The 17,687-nt window shown below is 73.5% G+C and carries 16 protein-coding genes and 1 pseudogene; 10 read left to right on the top strand and 7 right to left on the bottom strand.

Annotation, left to right across the window (positions count from 1 at the left end; genetic code table 11):
* Nucleotides 1-186: 186 nt before the first annotated feature.
* Nucleotides 187-1,404, bottom strand: coding sequence for a PucR family transcriptional regulator (locus ABH931_RS36145; protein ID WP_370123315.1), 1,218 nt, complete (start codon nucleotides 1,402-1,404; stop codon nucleotides 187-189).
* A gap of 142 nt (nucleotides 1,405-1,546) precedes the next feature.
* Between ABH931_RS36145 and ABH931_RS36150 the strand changes: the two genes are divergently transcribed.
* Genes ABH931_RS36150 through ABH931_RS36160 form a run of 3 tightly spaced genes read left to right on the top strand, consistent with a single transcriptional unit; the run spans nucleotide 1,547 to nucleotide 5,027 of the window.
* Entirely contained in the window at nucleotides 1,547-3,112 is a 1,566-nt protein-coding gene (locus ABH931_RS36150) for a flavin-containing monooxygenase (RefSeq protein ID WP_370123466.1), read from the top strand.
* Nucleotides 3,112-3,945, top strand: coding sequence for an SDR family NAD(P)-dependent oxidoreductase (locus tag ABH931_RS36155; protein ID WP_370123318.1), 834 nt, complete (start codon nucleotides 3,112-3,114; stop codon nucleotides 3,943-3,945). The genes ABH931_RS36150 and ABH931_RS36155 overlap by 1 nt, the downstream gene beginning before the upstream one ends.
* A gap of 29 nt (nucleotides 3,946-3,974) precedes the next feature.
* Nucleotides 3,975-5,027, top strand: a complete 1,053-nt coding sequence (locus tag ABH931_RS36160) for an alpha/beta hydrolase (RefSeq protein ID WP_370123321.1) — start codon at nucleotides 3,975-3,977, stop codon at nucleotides 5,025-5,027.
* A 103-nt stretch (nucleotides 5,028-5,130) separates the two neighbouring features.
* Here ABH931_RS36160 and ABH931_RS36165 read toward each other — a convergent pair whose 3' ends face one another.
* Entirely contained in the window at nucleotides 5,131-5,301 is a 171-nt protein-coding gene (locus ABH931_RS36165; RefSeq protein WP_370123324.1) for a hypothetical protein, read from the bottom strand.
* Between ABH931_RS36165 and ABH931_RS36170 the strand changes: the two genes are divergently transcribed.
* Nucleotides 5,296-5,547, top strand: coding sequence for a hypothetical protein (locus tag ABH931_RS36170; protein WP_370123327.1), 252 nt, complete (start codon nucleotides 5,296-5,298; stop codon nucleotides 5,545-5,547). The genes ABH931_RS36165 and ABH931_RS36170 overlap by 6 nt on opposite strands.
* Before the next feature lie 230 nt (nucleotides 5,548-5,777).
* Nucleotides 5,778-7,145, top strand: a complete 1,368-nt coding sequence (locus tag ABH931_RS36175) for a hypothetical protein (RefSeq protein ID WP_370123330.1) — start codon at nucleotides 5,778-5,780, stop codon at nucleotides 7,143-7,145.
* A 106-nt stretch (nucleotides 7,146-7,251) separates the two neighbouring features.
* Here the strand turns inward: ABH931_RS36175 and ABH931_RS36180 are convergent, their stop codons facing one another.
* On the bottom strand, nucleotides 7,252-8,544 hold the full coding sequence (locus tag ABH931_RS36180) for a hypothetical protein (protein WP_370123333.1): 1,293 nt from the start codon (nucleotides 8,542-8,544) through the stop codon (nucleotides 7,252-7,254).
* Nucleotides 8,545-8,674: 130 nt separating this feature from the next.
* Here ABH931_RS36180 and ABH931_RS36185 point away from each other — a divergent pair, with 130 nt between their 5' ends.
* Nucleotides 8,675-8,944 carry a hypothetical protein gene (locus tag ABH931_RS36185; protein ID WP_370123336.1) on the top strand — a complete coding sequence of 90 codons (270 nt, stop codon included), beginning with the start codon at nucleotides 8,675-8,677 and terminating at the stop codon, nucleotides 8,942-8,944.
* 144 nt (nucleotides 8,945-9,088) lie between these two features.
* On the opposite strand, the gene argG is transcribed toward ABH931_RS36185, so the two are convergent.
* Complete coding sequence (argG, locus tag ABH931_RS36190) at nucleotides 9,089-10,534, bottom strand: argininosuccinate synthase (protein WP_370123339.1); 1,446 nt, start codon at nucleotides 10,532-10,534, stop codon at nucleotides 9,089-9,091.
* Between the two features lie 95 nt (nucleotides 10,535-10,629).
* Here argG and ABH931_RS36195 point away from each other — a divergent pair.
* From ABH931_RS36195 to ABH931_RS36210, 4 genes and pseudogenes are all read left to right on the top strand, one after another.
* Nucleotides 10,630-10,791: pseudogene (locus ABH931_RS36195) on the top strand (protein phosphatase); the annotation flags it as partial.
* Nucleotides 10,792-11,006: 215 nt separating this feature from the next.
* On the top strand, nucleotides 11,007-12,206 hold the full coding sequence (locus ABH931_RS36200) for a globin domain-containing protein (protein WP_370123342.1): 1,200 nt from the start codon (nucleotides 11,007-11,009) through the stop codon (nucleotides 12,204-12,206).
* On the top strand, nucleotides 12,203-13,333 hold the full coding sequence (locus tag ABH931_RS36205) for a nitric oxide synthase oxygenase (protein WP_370123345.1): 1,131 nt from the start codon (nucleotides 12,203-12,205) through the stop codon (nucleotides 13,331-13,333). Before ABH931_RS36200 ends, ABH931_RS36205 begins: the two co-directional genes overlap by 4 nt.
* A gap of 128 nt (nucleotides 13,334-13,461) precedes the next feature.
* Nucleotides 13,462-14,199, top strand: coding sequence for a hypothetical protein (locus ABH931_RS36210; protein ID WP_370123347.1), 738 nt, complete (start codon nucleotides 13,462-13,464; stop codon nucleotides 14,197-14,199).
* Nucleotides 14,200-14,258: 59 nt separating this feature from the next.
* Here ABH931_RS36210 and ABH931_RS36215 read toward each other — a convergent pair whose 3' ends face one another.
* The 3 genes from ABH931_RS36215 to ABH931_RS36225 form a co-directional block, all read right to left on the bottom strand.
* Complete coding sequence (locus tag ABH931_RS36215) at nucleotides 14,259-14,384, bottom strand: hypothetical protein (RefSeq protein ID WP_370123349.1); 126 nt, start codon at nucleotides 14,382-14,384, stop codon at nucleotides 14,259-14,261.
* Nucleotides 14,381-16,936, bottom strand: coding sequence for a bifunctional serine/threonine protein kinase/MFS transporter (locus tag ABH931_RS36220; RefSeq protein ID WP_370123352.1), 2,556 nt, complete (start codon nucleotides 16,934-16,936; stop codon nucleotides 14,381-14,383). The genes ABH931_RS36215 and ABH931_RS36220 overlap by 4 nt, the downstream gene beginning before the upstream one ends.
* 95 nt (nucleotides 16,937-17,031) lie before the next feature.
* Complete coding sequence (locus ABH931_RS36225) at nucleotides 17,032-17,685, bottom strand: response regulator (protein WP_370123355.1); 654 nt, start codon at nucleotides 17,683-17,685, stop codon at nucleotides 17,032-17,034.
* Nucleotides 17,686-17,687: the final 2 nt, after the last annotated feature.

Consider the following 17,687-nt stretch of genomic DNA (forward strand, 5'->3'; position numbering starts at 1 on the left):
CGCTCGGCAGCCAGCCGAGGCGAGGGACGAGACAGCGTGCGGCCTGGCAGGCGCGGCCCGGGCCTGAGCCGGGACACCCGCCCGCGTGGGCGGGCATACGGGCACGCGGGGCCTTCGGCCCGGCGGGGCACGTCGGCGCAGCCGCGCGTGAGGCGGCTGCGAGGCGGCCCTGCGCGCTGCCGCGCCTCACGCCCCGCCGCGCCAGCGGAGGACTGCCAGGGCCGCGGCCACCTCCGGGACGCCCTCGCCCAGCGGGCGTGGGAGCAGGGCCTCGGCACGGGAGAGGCGGCGCAGGAGCGTGTTGCGGTGGATCCAGAGGCGGTCAGCGGCGTGCGAGGCGTTGCACTGGCAGGCGATGAACATCCGTACCGCGTCGACGAGTTCGGTCTCGGCCAGGGCGAGTCCGCCGAGGACCCTGCGGACGAAGCGGTCCGCCGCCTCGGGGTCGGCCGTCAGCAGGGCGACCAGTTCGACCTCGTCGTGGGTGGCCACCTGGTGGGGTGAGTCGAGGCGGGCGAGCATCCGCTGCACGGTCAGCGCGTCCAGATGGCTGCGGCGGAAGCCGTCGACGCCCGCGCCCGTCGAGCCGACGGCGACGCGGACGCCGGGGTACGCGTCGGCGCCCGCGCGCAGCGGTTCCGGGTCGGGGCGGCCGTGCGCCCAGACCCAGCGGGTGGCGACCCCGGCCTGGACGGTGAGCGGGCGCGGGTCGCCCGTGGCGCCGGCGAGCAGCTCCGCGGCGCGGTCCAGCGCGCCGAGGCCCGTCTCGGGGGTGTCGCTCCACACCACCGCCGCGGTGTGCTCACCGGTGAGGCGGTAGCCGAGACGCTGCTCGGCGCGGGCGCGGGTGATGGGCGCGCCGTCCAGCAGCAGGGTGGCGGTCTCCAGCCGTTCCGCGTTGCTGCCGCGGGTGAGCTCCTCACGTTCCCGGGCGATCTGCTCGGCGGTGGCGGCGATGGTGTCCTCGACGAACGCGGAAATGGAACGGCTGGAGATGTCCAGCAGTTCGCGCAGTTCCTCGCGGTCGGCGGTGAGGCCGAGGCAGATGTCGGTCCACAACCGCAGCGCCGCCATCTGACCGGAGCGGTAGGAGTCCAGGACGGAGTGGTCCAGGCCTCGCCGGACCAGGTCGCGGGCGATGAGCACCTGCGGCTCGGACACGTTGGCCGCGACCCGCTCGCCCGGGGCCTGGACGTTGGCGGCGGCCCAGAAGAGCAGGTTCGAGCGGTTGGCCCGGCGGGTGGCGGAGGCGAGCACCGGGTCGTCGGCGATCTCCTTGCGGTGCGAGCCGGAGAGCGTGGCCTCGTCGATCTGCTCCAGCCACTCCTCGGGCGCCCGCACGGAGAACTCCGCACCCTGGCGGATCAGCTCGCGTACGCGCGGCGACGGCGGTTCCCACGACATGCCGCCACCCTATCCAGCTGGTGCACTGTGCTGCTCGGCAGGGCGATCCCGGTGCATCCTGCCTATAGGCCCACGTCCGTCCAGCCGCGACGATGTGATCCACCCTGGAGCCCTCAGCGAGCACGGGAGCCGCCCGATGGCCATGTCCGACACCTCCGACACCACCACCACGTCGTTCGACGTCCTCGTCGTCGGGGCCGGCATCTCCGGTATCGGCGCCGGGTACTACCTGCAGCGCGAACACCCGGGCCGCAGCTTCGCGATCCTGGAGGCCCGGGAGGCCTCCGGCGGCACCTGGGACCTGTTCCGCTACCCCGGCATCCGCTCCGACTCGGACCTGCACACCTTCGGCTACGAGTTCAAGCCGTGGCGGGACGAGGACGCGATCGCGGGCGCCGACAAGATCCTCGCCTACCTGCGCGAGACCGCGGCCGAGCACGGCATCGACCACAGGATCCGCTACCGCACCCGGGTGACCGGCGCGAGCTGGAGCTCCGCCGACGCCCGCTGGAGCGTGACGACCGAGCGCACCGACACCGGCGAGCGCACCACGCTCACCTGCAACTGGCTCTTCGCCGCCGCCGGCTACTACCGGTACGAGGCGGGCTTCACCCCGGACTTCGCCGGACGCGAGAGCTACGACGGGCAGCTCGTCCACCCGCAGCTCTGGCCCGAGGACCTCGACGTGCGCGGCAAGCGGGTCGTGGTGGTCGGCAGCGGGGCGACCGCGGTGACGCTCGTGCCGGCGCTCGCGGGCACCGCCGCGCACGTCACCATGCTCCAGCGCACGCCGACCTACATCCTGCCGCTGCCCGCGCAGGACAAGGTCGCCAACCTGCTGCGCCGGCTGCTCGGCGAGGAACGCGCCTACCGGCTGACGCGCCGCAAGAACATCGCCCAGGCACAGGCGGTGTGGCGGCTGTGCCAGAAGTACCCGAAGGCCGCACGCCGGGTGATCCGCCGGACCAACGCGAGGCTGCTCCCGCCGGACTATCCCGTGGACGAACACTTCAACCCGCCCTACGACCCCTGGGACCAGCGGCTCTGCGTCGTCCCGGACGGCGACCTGTTCCACGCGATCCGGCGCGGCGAGGCCTCCGTGGTGACCGACAGGATCGCCCGGTTCACCGAGCGGGGCCTCGCGCTGGAGTCGGGCCGCGAGCTGGAGGCGGACGTGGTGGTGACCGCGACGGGCCTCGACGTGCAGGCCATGGGCGGCATCACGCTGTCCGTCGACGGGCGGGAGGTGCGGCTGGCCGAGACGGTCTCGTACAAGGGCATGATGCTCTCCGGCGTGCCGAACTTCGCCTACGCGATCGGCTACACCAACTCCTCCTGGACCCTCAAGGTCGGCCTGCTCTGCGAGCACTTCTGCCGCCTGCTGGCCCACATGGACGGGCGCGGATTCGACACCGCGGTGCCCGTGGTCGCCGATCCGGCCATGCCGACGCGGCCGCTGCTCGACTTCGGCGCCGGCTACATCCAGCGCGCGCTGGACCGGCTGCCCCGCCAGGGCGACCGCGCACCGTGGCTGACCTCGATGAACTACGCGGCCGACGTGAAGCTGCTGCGTCACCTGCCGGTGACCGACCCGGAGCTTCGGCTCGGCACAAGCCCGGGCGGGGCAGAATCGACCGACGCCACGACCGGCGCCACGGACGACACCGCCGCTGACGCCACGCCCGCCCCCCTGGAGGCCACCGCCTGATGGACCGCTACGACTTCTCCCGCGGCACCGCCGTCGTCACCGGCGCGGCCGGCGGCATCGGCGAGCAGCTCGCGCTCACGCTGGCCCGTCGCGGCAGCGCGCTGGCGCTCGTGGACCGCGACGCGGCGCGGCTCGACCAGGTGGCGGCACAGGCGGGCAAGCTCTCCGGCCGGCCGGTCGCGACCTACGTGGTGGACCTCTCCGACGACGACGCGACACACGCCCTCGGTGACCGGCTGGCGGCCGAGCACCCCGACGCGACGCTGCTGGTCAACAACGCGGGCGTGGCGCTCGGCGGCACCTTCGAGCAGGTCGGCGAGGCGGAGTTCGACTGGCTGATGGCGGTCAACTACCGGGCGGTGGTGACGCTGACCCGCGCGCTGCTGCCGGTGCTGCGGGCCAATCCGGGCTCGCACCTGGTCAACCTGTCCAGCCTCTTCGGGCTGATCGCACCGCCCGGCCAGGTCGCGTACGCCACCAGCAAGTTCGCGGTCCGCGGCTTCACCGAGGCGCTGCGGGCGGAGCTCGCGGGCAGCGTCGGGGTCACCGTCGTGCACCCCGGTGGCATCCGCACCGACATCGCGACCAACAGCCGGTTCGCGGCCGGAGTCCCGGCCGCCGAGCAGGAGGCGGGACGCAGGGGCTTCAACAAGCTGCTGACCTATCCGCCCGAGCGGGCGGCCGCCGAGATCGTCGCCGCCGTCGAGCGGCGCCGCCCCCGGCTGCTGATCGCGCTGAGCGCCCGCATCCCCGACGTGCTCGCCCGGCTCTTCCCGGCCCACTACTCCTCGCTGCTGGCGCTTGTCTCCAGGCGCGTCGGTCCGCGAAAGTGAACCCTGATCACATCCCCGGAGGGAGCCCCATGCACGAGCCCGACTGGCAGCCCGACATCCTCGGCGACGGCTACGCCCACCACGTCCTCGACCTGGGCACCGACCCGGACGGCGAGGGCTCGGTCCAGGCGGTGCTGGTGCGGCGCGAGCCGCGCGCGGACGAGGAGGTGACCGGCGCGCTCCTGTACGTGCACGGCTTCTCCGACTACTTCTTCCAGACCGAGCTGGCCGACTTCGCCGCCGCCAGGGGCCTCGCCTTCTACGGGCTCGACCTGCGCAAGTGCGGCCGTGCCCGGCGACCGGCACAGACCGCCCACTACGTCTCCGACCTCGCCCTGTACGACGCGGAGCTGGAGCGGGCGCTGGACCTCGTGGCCGCGGCGCACCCGGGCCTGCCCGTCGTCCTGTCGGCGCACTCGACCGGCGGCCTGATCCTGCCGCTCTGGCTGGACCGCCGCCGAGCGGCCGGACGCGTCGCCCCGGTGACCGGCCTGATCCTCAACAGCCCCTGGTTCGACCTCCAGGGCACCTCGGTGCAGCGCGGCCCGCTGACCCAGGCGCTGCGGGTGCTGGCCAAGGTGGCGCCGTTCCGGGCGCTGCCGCTGCCGTCCAGCCCCTACGGCGAGTCACTGCACGTCGGCGCGCGCGGCGAGTGGGAGTTCGACCTGGAGCTCAAGCCGCTGGCCGGCTTCCCGGTCACCCCCGGGTGGCTGAACGCCGTCCGCCGCGGCCACGCGCGCCTGCACCGCGGTCTCGACGTCGGCGTGCCGTCACTGGTGCTGCGCTCGGACCGGACGCACTTCTCCAGCACCTGGTCCGAGCTGTGCGACCGCGCGGACACGGTGCTGGATGTCGCCCAGATCGCCCGCTGGTCCGGCTGCCTCGGCGGCGAGACGACCGTCGTCCCGGTCCCGGGCGCCCGCCACGACGTGTTCCTCTCCACGACCGTGCCGCGCGCGCAGGCCTACGCGACGGTCGACGGCTGGCTCGACCGCCAGGGCTTCCCGCTGAGCTCGACCGCCGTGGGCGAGCCGCAGGCAGAGCACCGGGCGGAGGCCCGGACCGCGCCCGCCGCGCCCTGAGCCGCGCCCGCTCCTGGCCACGGTGCCGGAGGCGACCGCCCCGCCTCCGGCACCGTTCACCGCTGCCTCCGACCGGCGGTGCCAGGCCAGTGCTGAGCGCGCGTCACGCGGCGGAGAAGCCGAACGGCAGCAGGTACGCGGGCATGCCGGGGCGCAGTGCGGGGTCGGCGACCCGGGCGGCCTGGGCCGCGAGGTCCGCGACGGCCCGCTCCGCCTGCGGACCGGGCGCCTGCGCCGCGAGATGACGGGCCACCCGGACAGCCGCCTCGTGCATCGGCACCGGGTCGGCTACCGGCAGCACGCCCTGTGGCTCAGCCCGGCGGAACTGGACGAGCTCATCGGCGAGCTGCGCGCGGCCATCGTGCCCAGGATGGCCCACGGGCCGAGCCCGGAGCGGGCGCAGTACCTGCTCAGCCCGATCCACTTCCCCGTGGAGGCACCGGCACCCGTCGAGGCCCCGGCGCTGGAGTCGCCCGGAGAGAGCCGCGCGGCGGACACCGGACGCGAAACCGTCGCCTGACGGACCCGACTCGGTCACCTTCCACTCAGGAAGCACCCAGGAGCGTCGGCCATGCTGCCGCACGTACAGTGCTCGGGGGACGCAGAAGGAGGCCATCCATCACTGCCACCTCCGCGCGGACGTCCGACGCGGCCCAGGCGGCGCCGTCGCGCGCCCCTCGTCTCCGGCTGCCGGGCGGCACGTCGGTCTTCTGGCCTCTCCTGGTCGGCGCCCTGTACGCGCTCTCGCAGTTGCTGCTCGTCTCGCCCTCCATGGGCCTGGGCTGGGACGAGACGGTCTACGTCAGCCAGGTGTCCGCGCACGTGCCCGCCGAGTTCTTCAGCGCGCCGCGGTCGCGCGGCATCACCCTGCTGGTCGCACCCGTCGCCCTGCTCACCCACTCCACGGTCGCGCTGCGGGTCTACCTGTCGCTCCTGTCCGGCGCCGGCCTCGCGCTGGCACTGCTCGCCTGGCGCCGGGTGCGCGACAACCGGGTGCTCGCGCTGGCCGGGGCGCTCTTCGCGAGCCTGTGGACCACCGAGTACTACGGGCCGCAGGCCATGCCGAACCTGTGGATCGCGCTGTCCGGCCTCGCCGCCGTCGGCTGCCTCCTCGACGCACTGCGGCGCCCCGCCGCCCGGCTCCCGCTGGTGGGCCTGGCGACGGCGCTGGCCGTCGCCGCGTTGATGCGGCCCACCGACGCCGTGTTCCTGGCCGTGCCGCTGGTCGGCGCCGCCCTGTTCCGCCGACGCCCGCGACTGCTCGCGTTCACCTGCGGCGGGCTGCTGGCGGGCGCCGCCGAGTGGATCGCGGAGGCGTACGCCCGCTTCGGCGGCATCGGCGAGCGCCTGCACCTGTCGAGTCTCAACGAGGGCGGCATGGGCCTGCACTGGGCCGTGGGCGACGTGCTGCGCTCGGTCAACGGCCCGATCCTGTGCCGCCCCTGCGACGTCTCCTGGAACCACAAGCCGCTGGAGCTGGCCGCCTGGTGGCTGCTGCTGCCGCTGCTGGCCGCCGCCGGGGTCCTGGTCGAAAGCCGGGCGGGACGCCGCGGCGCGGCCCTGCTGCCGGCGCTGTGCGGTCTGTCCGTGGCGGTGCCGTACCTCTTCCTGATCGACTACTCGGCGCCGCGGTTCCTGCTGCCCGCCTACGCCCTGCTCCTCGTCCCGGCGGCGAGCCTGCTCGCCGGGCTGGTCGCCTCCGGGTCGCGACGGCGGCGTCGGCTGCTGCTGGCGGTGGTGGGCGTCGGCCTGGCCGCGCACCTGGTCGGCCAGTACCGGCAGCTCCACGAGGAGGTGGCCTACACCGTCTCCTCGCGCGCGGACCAGCCCTACGCGGTCCCGCAGTTCGCCCGCCTCGGCTTGACCGGTGACTGCCTCCTCACCGGTGAGGACGCCGAGCCGCTCGGCTACTACACCGGCTGCCGGGCGGTGGAGACCAGCGGCAACGACACCAACATCACCCTCACCGAGCTCCTGCGCGCGTCCACCCGCCAACCCACCGCCCTGCTCCTCTACCCGGGCGACCCCGTCCCCGCCTACGCCCGCGCCTGGCCCGTCCACACCGTCACCGGCCGCGACGGCCGCCCCAACTACCTGGTCCGCCTGGCACCCCGCTGAGCAGCGGCAGCGGCGACGCCCTCACCGCCGGATCCGGCGCAGTGCTGACGCTGCTGACCCGCCTGTTCCTCTCCGTCCTGCGCGACCTCGGTGAGGTCTGAGCCGGCTACCGCAGCACGACCAGGTCCGCACCCCACTGGGCCGTCGTGGCGCCGGTGGCGGCGCAGCGTCCGGACACGGAGGCGATCTGGTACTCCGTGGTGAGGATGTAGGAGGAGAGCTTCAGTACGGGGAGACTGGTCCAGCCGCGGACCATCGTCGGCCGGCTTCCGGTGTTCGTGCCGACCGCGGCGACCATCAGGTCTCCCACCTGGCAGTCCACGGGGTCAGCACCGGTGGAGAAGGCGACACCACCGCTCTCGCCGTGGGCGTGGGCCCGGCCGACGACCTCGCTGACGCCGCGGAACTCGTCCACCGCGATGTGGTACTTGCTCGCGTGCGGGTAGGCCACGTGGATCGCGTCCGCTGTCGTCAGCGGCTTGACCCCGAAGGCCACGAAGACCATGGTGCGGTGGCGGGCGGTGTCCGTGTCGTCGGCGGCCATGATGTAGCCGTCGCCCAGGGTGTCGGTGACCGTGACCGGTCCGGGGCAGACGCTGGTGAGCATCAGCGTGACCACGAGGGCGTCACCGGCGGTCACCTGAGTGGTGACCGGCAGCGCCACGGCCGTCTGAGTGAGGATCTGTGCGTCGGAGGCCGGACGGTCCACCCAGGCGGGCGTCCCGGCGGACGGCTTCGTCACACCCGCGTAGACGACGGCACCCTCCTGACCGGCCATGGGCTGCCGCGCCGCCGCCAGATCCGCGTCCGAGGTCGGGCAAACAGCGGGGCGCCCGGTTCCCGCGCCGAGCGCGGTGGTGATGCCGAAGGCGATCGCCGCGCCGACGACCGCTCCCACCACAACTCCGGCCAGGAACGTCGTCGCCCGCGACCGTCCGCTGAAGCGGCCGACCGGCGGCGGACCGACCCGGCGCGCCGGTTCGAGCAGCTCGACCGGTCCCGCGGGCCGACTCCACCCGGGGAGCGGTCCGGGGAGCGCCCCGGGCGCGGCCGGGGACGGTGCGTCAGACAGCGGTGCGTCAGACAGCGGGTCGTTGTCGCCCTCGAACTCCGGCTCCGGCCGGGCCACCTCCGCCGCGTCCAGCCAACGCCGGCGCCACTCGCCCAGATCGCCGCCGCACGCCTGGACGAAGGCCGCGACCGTCGGCCAGGTGGGCAGCCGCGAGCCGGAGAGCGCGTCGTGGAGGGTGGCGTGGGAGACCCTCCCCGACACCTTCGCCATGGTCCGGAACGCCGGTTGCCCTGCCGCGAGGCGGAGTCGACGCAGGCCGTCGACGAACTCCTCGATGACGGCCCGGCGTGCACGAAGGGCCTGTTCCGGCTCGCTGGCCTGTGTCACCGACTGCCCCCGCTGTCGTCTTTTGTCGTAAAGCTCTGTCAGGACCTACCGGACACCCGGCAGACGTGGATCATAGAGCCCTGACACCGACGCAGGACAGCACGCCCTCCGTCAACCAGCGGGAGGGTTCTTGATCTCCGGTATGGCCGCCATGGGGCCCGACCACGGGCAACTCGTCCCCGTCCGCCTCGTGGGCGGCCCGGCGGACGGCCGGACCGTGCTCCACCCGCATCGGCCGGGCACACCCCTGCCCGACGTCGTCCGCTACGGGCCCGGCCCCGCGACGGGCGTCTACCGGCGTCAGACGTCCCGGACGGCGGACGACCGGGACAGCCGCAGCCCGGACAGCCCGGTTCCCACGTACGTGTGGGAGGACCCGGCGGGCGAGCGCCCGCACTGAACCGAAGAGCTTTTTCGCGGCGAGACCGGCAGGCCTGCCGACGACCGGGGAGCCGGTGGGACCGAACCGGCCCGGTCTCGCGCGACGGCGGCACGCATCTCACCCTGTGCGTGCCGCCGTCGCCCACCTCCGCGCCGCGGAGGGTCAGTCGGTGCCGAGCTCCATCGCGGCACGGTCCAGCAGCGCGTCGTCGCCGACGCTCTCGCCGCGCGAGGCGATCGCCTGGGCGCCGCCCTCGGAGAGGCCGCCGATCAGGCCGGTCGCCGCGGCCTGGGCCGCGCCGATCGCCGGGTTGCCGGCGCCGATCAGGCCGAGGCCCGCGTACTGCTCCAGCTTGGCGCGCGAGTCGGCGATGTCGAGGTTGCGCATGGTCAGCTGGCCGATCCGGTCCACCGGGCCGAAGGCCGAGTCCTCGGTGCGCTCCATGGAGAGCTTGTCCGGGTGGTAGCTGAACGCCGGGCCGCGGGTGTCGAGGATCGAGTAGTCCTCGCCGCGCCGCAGCCGCAGCGTCACCTCGCCGGTGATCGCGGAGCCGACCCAGCGCTGCAACGACTCACGGACCATCAGCGCCTGCGGGTCCAGCCAGCGGCCCTCGTACATCAGACGGCCGAGGCGACGGCCCTCGTTGTGGTACTGGGCGACGGTGTCCTCGTTGTGGATCGCGTTGACCAGCCGCTCGTAGGCGGCGAAGAGCAGCGCCATGCCGGGGGCCTCGTAGATGCCGCGGCTCTTGGCCTCGATGATCCGGTTCTCGATCTGGTCGGACATGCCGAGCCCGTGCCGGCCGCCGATCGCGTTGGCCTCCATGACCAGGTCGACGGCGGTGGGGAAGGCCTTGCCGTTGATGGTGACCGGGCGGCCCTGCTCGAAGCCGATGGTCACGTCCTCGGCGGCGATCTCCACGGCCGGGTCCCAGAACCGGACGCCCATGATCGGCTCGACGGTCTCGACACTGGTGTCCAGGTGCTCCAGGGTCTTCGCCTCGTGGGTGGCACCCCAGATGTTGGCGTCGGTCGAGTACGCCTTCTCGGTGCTGTCGCGGTAGGGCAGGCCGTGGGCGACCAGCCACTCGGACATCTCCTTGCGGCCGCCGAGCTCGGTGACGAAGTCGGCGTCGAGCCACGGCTTGTAGATGCGCAGGTGCGGGTTGGCGAGCAGGCCGTAGCGGTAGAACCGCTCGATGTCGTTGCCCTTGTAGGTCGAGCCGTCGCCCCAGATCTGGACGTCGTCCTCGAGCATGGCGCGGACCAGCAGCGTGCCGGTGACGGCGCGGCCCAGCGGCGTGGTGTTGAAATAGGAGCGGCCACCGGAGCGGATGTGGAACGCGCCGCAGGCGAGCGCGGCCAGCCCCTCCTCGACCAGCGCGGCGCGGCAGTCGACCAGGCGGGCGACCTCGGCACCGTAGCTCTTCGCGCGGCCGGGCACCGAGGCGATGTCGGGCTCGTCGTACTGGCCGATGTCGGCCGTGTAGGTGCAGGGGACGGCGCCCTTGTCACGCATCCAGGCGACCGCGACGGAGGTGTCGAGGCCACCGGAGAAGGCGATGCCGACACGCTCGCCGGCCGGAAGGGAGGTGAGGACCTTGGACATAGGAAGATTATGCAGCACCTCGCATGATCATGCAAAGCCACCCGGGCCTGCGACCTGCACGCGTCCCTGGAGCGGGTCCTTGCGACCGGCGAGCGCGGCTCAACGGGGACATCGACCGGGGCCCGGGGCTGCTCGCCGACTCGCTGAGCCGTCATCGCGCCGCCGACCCGGAGGCGCCGGCCGACGCACTGCTGCTCGACCTGCTGCCCGCAGGCGGCGTCACGGACGACACCGCCCTGGTGGTCGTGGACCTCTGAGGATTCAGCGAATACCGCGGATCTCCACAGAACGGGCACCAGCGTGCCGATGCGTGAAGGTCCCTCACAGAAGCGCACACATGGGCCGCCTTCGGATGGCCGTACCCATATCCGGCACTAGGGTGAGCGGAGCCCCGACATCCACATGCCCGGCACTCTCCTCATCAGGTGCTTGGCATGCGCATGCCCATGCCGCACGAAGGATCAGGCCGTTCGTGAACGACTCAGAGCCTGCACCGGCCGGGCCGCTCAGCGCGGACGAGATCGCGCTGCTCCGCGCCAGCGTCCAGGTGGTCAGCCCGCTCGCCGACGACATGACCGTGTACTTCTACGCGATCCTGTTCCAACGCCACCCGGAGGTCCGTCAGCTCTTCCCCGCGAACCTCGACGTCCAGCGGGACCGGCTGCTGCGCGGCCTGCTGCGGATCGTCGACCTGGTCGACGACCCCGACAACCTGGTGCGCTTCTGCCAGCGCCTCGGCCGCGACCACCGCAAGTTCGGCGCGCTGAACGCCCACTTCCCGGCCGTCGGCGCCGCGTTGCTCGACTCGCTCGCCCGGTTCGCCGACCTGGCCTGGACGCCGCTCCTGGCGGAGGTGTGGACCAAGGCCTACGGCGTGGTGTCCGCCGTGATGATCCAGGCCGCCGAGGAGGACGCGGCGGTGCGCCCGGCCGTCTGGAACGCCCGGATCATCGACCACCGGCTGCGCGGACCCGGCATCGCCGAGATCACGCTCCTGCCCGACGCACCCTTCCCCTTCGTGGCCGGCCAGTACGCGAGCGTCGAGACGCCCTGGCAGCCGCGGATGTGGCGCCACTACTCGCTCTCCCACGCGCCGCGCGACGAGGGCACGCTCACGTTCCACGTGCGGGCCGCCCAGCACGGCCAGGTCAGCGCCGCCCTGGTGCACCAGGCCCGGCCGGGCGACCTGCTCCGGCTGGGGGCGGCACAGGGCGACATGGTGCTGGACCCGCGCATGGAGCGCGACGTGCTGTGCGTCGCGGGCGGCACCGGCCTGGCACCCATCCGGGCCTTGGTCGAACAGGCCGTCCGGGAGAACGCGGGGCGCTTCGTCTCCGTCTTCGTCGGCGCCCGGACCGCCGACGAGCTCTACGGGTTCGAGGAGCTGCTCCGGCTGGCGCAGCGCAACCACTGGCTCTCCGTCCGGGCGGCCATCTCCCACGAGCGCATCCCCGGTCTGAACGGCTCGCTTCCCGAGGTGCTGCGCGAGTTCGGGCCGTTCTACCGCCACGAGGCCTACGTGTCCGGCCCGGTCGAGATGGTCACCAGCGCGGTGCGGACACTGCTGCGCCAGGGCGTCCCGCAGGAGCGGATCCATCACGACCCCTTCGACGTCCCCGTGCTGGAGGCGGCGCTGCTGCCCCGGCAGCTCCGCCGGGAGGCCCGCGCATGACCACCACGGCACGGACCCGGGCGGCACTGCTCTGGGCAGCCGAGTCCTTCGTGCGTCGGTTCGCCCGCGAGGACCCCTCCTGCGGTGATCCGGAGGCGCGGGTCCACGAGATCGCCGCCGCCATCGCCGCGCACGGCACCTACGAGCACACCCCGGAGGAACTCGCCTACGGGGCGCGCGTCGCCTGGCGCAACTCCGCCCGCTGCATCGGGCGGCTGTACTGGCAGAGCCTGACGGTCCGTGACCTGCGGCACGTCACCCAGCCCGACGACATCGCCCGCGAGTGCTTCGAGCACCTGCGCCTGGCCACCAACGGCGGCCGGATCCGTCCGATGATCAGCATCTTCGCCCCCGACCGGCCGGACCGGCCCGCCGCCCGGCTGCTGGGCGAGCAGCTGGTCCGCTACGCGGACGACCCGCGCAGCGCGCAGCGCGTCGCCGTGTTGCGGGAGCTCGGCTGGAAGGGCGGCGAGGAGCGGTTCGAGGTGCTGCCGCTGACGGTGCAGACCAGGCCGCACGGCACGCCCGAGTTCTACGAGATCCCCGAGGACGCCGTGCTGGAGGTACCGCTGACGCACCCGCAGCACGGCGGCTTCGCCGCGCTGGGCCTGCGCTGGTACGCCGTGCCCGCCGTGTCCGACATGACGCTGGAGATCGGCGGCATCAGCTACCCTGCCGCCCCCTTCAACGGCTGGTACATGGGCACCGAGATCGGGTCCCGCAACCTCGCCGACACCGACCGGTACAACCTGCTGCCCGCCGTCGCCGAGCTCTTCGGGCTCGACCGCGGCGACGAGCGTTCACTGTGGCGCGACCGGGCCCTGGTGGAGCTCAACCTCGCCGTGCTGCACTCCTTCACCCTGGCCGGGGTGACGGTCGCGGACCACCACACCGAGTCGCGCCGCTTCCTGGCCCACGTCGAGCGGGAGGAGCGCCACGGCCGGACCGTGCCGGCCGACTGGAGCTGGATCGTGCCGCCCCTCTCCGGCTCCGCGACGGCCGTCTTCCACCGCTACTACACCCCGCCCGACCCGTTCGCCACGCCCGCCTTCCGGCACCGGCCCACGCCGTGGGGCGAGCCGCAGTCGGACGGGTGCCCTTTCCTCACCGGGAGCAGCGTGCACTGAGCCGAGCGGGTGTCATCCGATACGACCAGCGCACAGCGTGGCGCCGCCGTCCGGGTTCCGGTGGGGGCGGTCATGGAGGGGACGCCGACGACCGTCGGCGCCTCGCCGCACGAGGGGAAACCCGTTCGATGACCTCACTGCTCTCCCGTTCCGCCGTCGCCGCCTCGCTCACCGCCGTCGCACTGGTCGGCGGGATGGCCACCGCCGGCGCGGCCGGCGGCGGCTTCGGCCCCGCACCCTCCGGCTCCAAGGCCGTCCAGCCGCTGGCGCACCCGTGCATGACGGGCCTGCCGAAGGACCTGTGCCAGAACATCGGCACCACGGAGGGCTGGTACGAGGGGCATACCATCCGCTTCCTGTACACCCAGAACTACTGGTGCGACCCGTCGGTCCCCGCGTCCTCCAGCAACGGCTGCGAGGTCGGCGCCAAGTACAGGCACGTCCCGCCCGGCCTCGTCTCCGACGCGTTCACCGACGCGCTCTACATCCCGGTGCCGCTCTTCTCGCCCGAGCCCGGGCACCTCCAGTGCCCCACCGGTCCGTGCGTCGACCACCCGATGACCATCGACCTGACCCGCCTCTCGGCCGCCCTCGGCGTCCCTGCGAGCAAGCTGAAGAACGTCCCGCTGCCCGGCCACGACCACCTGATCACCGACCGCAACTCCAACCGGCCGGAGTGGTGGCCCGTCTCCGTCATCGGCGTCTTCAACAAGGCGTCCTTCGAGAAGATCGAGAAGGCGAAGAGCTTCACCGAGGCGCAGAAGCTGGCCAAGGACCCGAAGAACGGGGTGACCACCCCGATCCCGACCAACGTCTTCCTGTGGTTCCAGACCCTCCAGGGCAACCTCGACCACAAGGCACACTGAAGCCGCGGGTGCCCCGGCCGCCCGGAAGGGCAGGCGGCCGGGGCACCCGAGTGCCGGGCTCAGACCAGGTGGGCGGTGGACGCCGACACGGCGCCCGGCCCTCCCGACACCAACTCGTGGTGAAGCACCACGGCGAGACAGACCAGCACCGCCCACGGCAGGGCACGGGCGGCGCGGACGGTCATGCCGTCGCCCTACCCCCTCCGGGTATCCGATCTGACGCCTCCGTCGGTCCCTCCGGGCGCAGGCCCACCAGCGGCCCGGCGACCAGCGCCGCCACCAGGACGCCGCCGAACCCCCACCAGAGCGTCGAGGTGTAGCGGTCCGCGAACGACGCCAGGCCCGGTCCCGCGAACAGGGCGGCACTGAGGCCCGTGCCCGCGCTCAGGGCCGCGCCGACCCCGGCCGACATCGCTCCCGCGTGGTTCGACGAGGCCCCAGAGGTGGCCGCGGCCAGCAGGGGCACCAGTGCCAGGCCCGTGCCGACGCCCACCAGCACCAGTCCGGGCAGGACATGGACCGGGTAACCGCTCCAGGGCGTCGCGCCGACCAGCAGGCCCAGTCCGAGAGCGGCCACCCCCAGGCCGGCGACGATCAGGACGCGGGCGGCCACACGCTCCAGGAGCCGGGCGGCTACGAGCGCCGCGACGGCCAGCGCGGCGACCAGCGGCACGAAGGCGAGCCCGGTCGCGGACGGGGCGAAGCCGCCGGTCGCCTCCAGGAGGAAACTGAGCGCGCTGTAGAGCCCCCCGAGTCCGCCACCGACGAGGACCAGCGCGAACAGGGCACCGAGACGGTTCAGGTCCAGGCCGCCCGGCGACGGCGGCCCGGGTACCTCGATGAGGGACTGTCGCCACAGGAAGGCGGCGAACAGCGGCAGGCCCACCACGAGCGGGAGCAGCGCCGACACGGAGGTCCACCCGTCCTGTTCGGCCCCGAAGCACCCGAACGTGAGGAGGAGCATCGACGCCGTGCCGAGGGCGACGCGCGCCGCGTCGAACCGGACCGGGCCGACCCGAGGCGCTCCGTCACGCAGCAGGGCGAGTGCCCCCGCCACGGCGATCGCCGCCAGCGGCACCACGACGAACTGCGCCATCCGCCAGCTCACCAGTTCCAGGAGCGTGCCGCCCGCGGCGACGCCGAGAGCGACTCCGCCCCCGGCGACCACGGCGTAGATCCCGAGCGCGGTGCGACGCTCCCTGGCGGCGGTGAAGTTGGTCAGCACCAGCCCGAGGGTGGACGCCGTCACCAGCGCGGCCGAGAGCCCGTACAGCACGCGCGCTGCCAGCAGGATGCCGCTGTTCGGGGACATCCCGGCGAGGACGGCGGCCGCCGCGAAGCCCCCCAGCCCCGCGACCAGGACGGGGCGTCGTCCCACCGCGTCCGCGACGTGGCCCGCGAGCACCACCAGGGCGGCGAGGGCCAGTACGTAGCCGTTGACGATCCAGGACGGGCCCAGCAGGCGGGTGTGCAGCGCAGCCATGAGCTCGGGCAGCGAGACGCTGAACGTCCCGGTCTGGAAGCCCACCAGCAGCTGCGCCAGCACGAGCGCCACCAGGCCCGCCCAACGCCGGGGGTTCGGTGGGGCGTTGTCCTGCACGGGAGCGGCCACCGGCGCACCCGCGGCCCACCCGCCCGGCACCATCTGCGGCGGCGGCCCGAAACCGGGCGGCGCCGCGCCCGCCGGGGTGGTCGGGGTGTAGGCCGGATACGGCGGGGGCGTCCCGGGCGGGTAGCCGGGCACGGGCGGCACCGGCGAAGGCGTCGGCGCGGGTGCGGGTGCGGACGCGGGTGCGGACGCCGGTGCGGACGCGGGTGCGGAGCCAGGTGCGGAGGTCGGCGCGTAGTCGAGCAACTCGGCTGCGTGACGCCCAAGTTGTGCCAGCACGGGCGCGGGCAGCCACTCCTCGGCCCGGTCGGTCGCCGTGAACTCCACGATCTGCTGCAACGCGGGCCGTTCCGCCGGGGTCTTGCGCAGGCAGGCGGCGACCAGGCCGAGGAGCGCCTCCGGCACCCCGCTGAGGTCCGGCTCCTCCTCCGCGATCCGGAACAGGTGCGCGTTCAGGCCGGAGCCGCCACCCGCGCCGAAGAGCAGACGCCCGGTGGCCGCGTACACGAGCACCGCGCCCAGGCAGAACACGTCGCTCGCGGGGGTCAGTTCGAGGCCGCGGACCTGCTCGGGCGACATGAAACCGGGTGAGCCGATCAACATCCCGGTACTCGTGAGCAGGCTGTCCCCGCCCAGGCCGTCGACGGCGCGAGCGATGCCGAAGTCGATGACGCGGGGGCCGTCGACGGTCACCAGCACGTTGGACGGCTTGAGGTCACGGTGGATCAGACCGGCGCCGTGGACGGCCTGCAGGGCGAGGGCGAGCCGGTTGGCGAGGACGCGCACCGAGTGCTCCGGCAGCGGACCGAAGTCCTTGCCGACCACGCCCTGAAGGTCCGGCCCGGGAATGTACTGCGTGGCCACCCACGGGACGGCGGCCTCCGGATCGCCGTCCAGCACGGCGGCGGTCCAACTCCCGCCCACCTGCCGGGCCGCGGCGACCTCGCGGGCGAACCGCCGGCGGAACTCGGGGTGTCCGGCGTACTCGGCCTGGACGACCTTCACGGCGACGGTGCGCCCCTGTTCGGAACGGCCCAGGTACACCAGGCCCATGCCGCCCGCGCCCAGCCGGGCGATCAGGCGGTACGGGCCTATGAAGGGCGGGTCTGCGGCGATCAACTGTTCCACGCGAGCACGATAGCGAAGTCGTCGGCCCGCCCAAGGGAAGCAGCTGAGGTGGAGTCAGACCCTCCGCCTGGCGCCGAAGGCAGCGACCCCCGCGGTCACGGTTCCACCAGGCCCGCGTCGTGGGCGAGCAGGCCGGCCTGGGTGCGGTTGACGCAGCCCAACTTGTCCAGCAGCCGCGAGACATAGCCCTTCACCGTCGCCTCGGACAGGTGCAGCCGTTCTCCGATCCTCGCGTTGGACAGCCCCTCGCCGAGGCAGGCGAGCACCTCCCGTTCCCGATCGGTCAGCCCCTCGGTCTGCCGCAGGGCGCGCTCGCGGGCGGCGGAGGCGTCGGAGGAGGCCGCGACGAGGCGGCGGGCCGCGCTCGGGGAGAGCACGGTGTGACCCTCCGCCGCCACCCGGACCAGCCCGATCAGGTCCTGCGGGGGCGTGGACTTGACGAGGAATCCGGTGGCGCCGGCGCGCAGCGCGCGCAGGACGTACTGGTCGGCGTCGAAGGTGGTGAGCACCACGACGCGCGGCGGGTCGGGCAGCCGGTTGATGTGCCCGATCGCCGTCAGGCCGTCCATGCCGGGCATCCGCAGGTCCATGAGGACCACGTCGGGACGCGTGGCGCGCACCGCCTCGACGCCCGCGGCGCCGTCGTGCGCCTCCGCGACGACCTCGATGTCCTTTGCCGAGCCCAGGATCGTGCGCAGGAACCCGCACACCATCGGCTCGTCGTCCACCACCACGACCCGTGCCACCATCC

It is taken from the genome of Streptacidiphilus sp. MAP12-33, assembly GCF_041261265.1.
Taxonomy (GTDB): Bacteria; Actinomycetota; Actinomycetes; order Streptomycetales; family Streptomycetaceae; genus Streptacidiphilus.

Excerpts from the sequence above, each read along its gene's own strand:
- ABH931_RS36160 (WP_370123321.1), top strand. The coding sequence starts at position 3,975 with ATGCACGAGCCCGACTGGCAGCCCGACATCCTCGGCGACGGCTACGCC.
- ABH931_RS36155 (WP_370123318.1), top strand. The coding sequence starts at position 3,112 with ATGGACCGCTACGACTTCTCCCGCGGCACCGCCGTCGTCACCGGCGCG.
- ABH931_RS36145 (WP_370123315.1), bottom strand. The coding sequence starts at position 1,404 with ATGTCGTGGGAACCGCCGTCGCCGCGCGTACGCGAGCTGATCCGCCAG.
- ABH931_RS36210 (WP_370123347.1), top strand. The coding sequence starts at position 13,462 with ATGACCTCACTGCTCTCCCGTTCCGCCGTCGCCGCCTCGCTCACCGCC.
- ABH931_RS36225 (WP_370123355.1), bottom strand. The coding sequence starts at position 17,685 with ATGGTGGCACGGGTCGTGGTGGTGGACGACGAGCCGATGGTGTGCGGG.
- ABH931_RS36215 (WP_370123349.1), bottom strand. The coding sequence starts at position 14,384 with ATGACCGTCCGCGCCGCCCGTGCCCTGCCGTGGGCGGTGCTGGTCTGT.
- ABH931_RS36205 (WP_370123345.1), top strand. The coding sequence starts at position 12,203 with ATGACCACCACGGCACGGACCCGGGCGGCACTGCTCTGGGCAGCCGAG.
- ABH931_RS36150 (WP_370123466.1), top strand. The coding sequence starts at position 1,547 with ATGTCCGACACCTCCGACACCACCACCACGTCGTTCGACGTCCTCGTC.
- ABH931_RS36165 (WP_370123324.1), bottom strand. The coding sequence starts at position 5,301 with ATGCACGAGGCGGCTGTCCGGGTGGCCCGTCATCTCGCGGCGCAGGCG.
- argG (WP_370123339.1), bottom strand. The coding sequence starts at position 10,534 with ATGTCCAAGGTCCTCACCTCCCTTCCGGCCGGCGAGCGTGTCGGCATC.